This is a genomic window from Aquabacterium sp. A08 (assembly GCF_011742065.1).
The window spans coordinates 1-335 of sequence record NZ_JAAQQT010000433.1; the positions used below are offsets into that span (position 1 = coordinate 1).

1 pseudogene is annotated in these 335 nt (G+C 62.4%); it reads right to left on the minus strand.

Annotated features, from left to right (window positions below):
- A pseudogene (locus tag HA630_RS27200) lies at positions 1–335 on the minus strand (branched-chain amino acid ABC transporter permease); the annotation flags it as partial.

Genomic DNA, 335 nt, shown 5'->3' on the forward strand with positions numbered 1-335 from the left:
AGCGCCTCGGTCATGTCGCGGTTGAAGGCGCCGGCGCGGATCTTCATGCCCAGGCGGGTTTTGGAAATCAACAGGTACAGCCCCAGCGCCAGCAGAATGCAGATGCCCGACATGACCAGCCGGTACACCGGGTAGGACAGGGTGTCGGTCAACGGGATGGACCAGTTCAGCAGGTCCGGCACGGGCACGGCGTGCACGTCGTCACCCCAAATCAGGGAGCGGCTTTCCTCGAAGATGTAGATGAGGCCGAAGGTCAGCAGCACCTGGTCGAGGTGGTCCCGCTTGTAGAAGTGGCGAAACAGCAGCCATTCCAGTGCCAACCCCAGCACCACCGA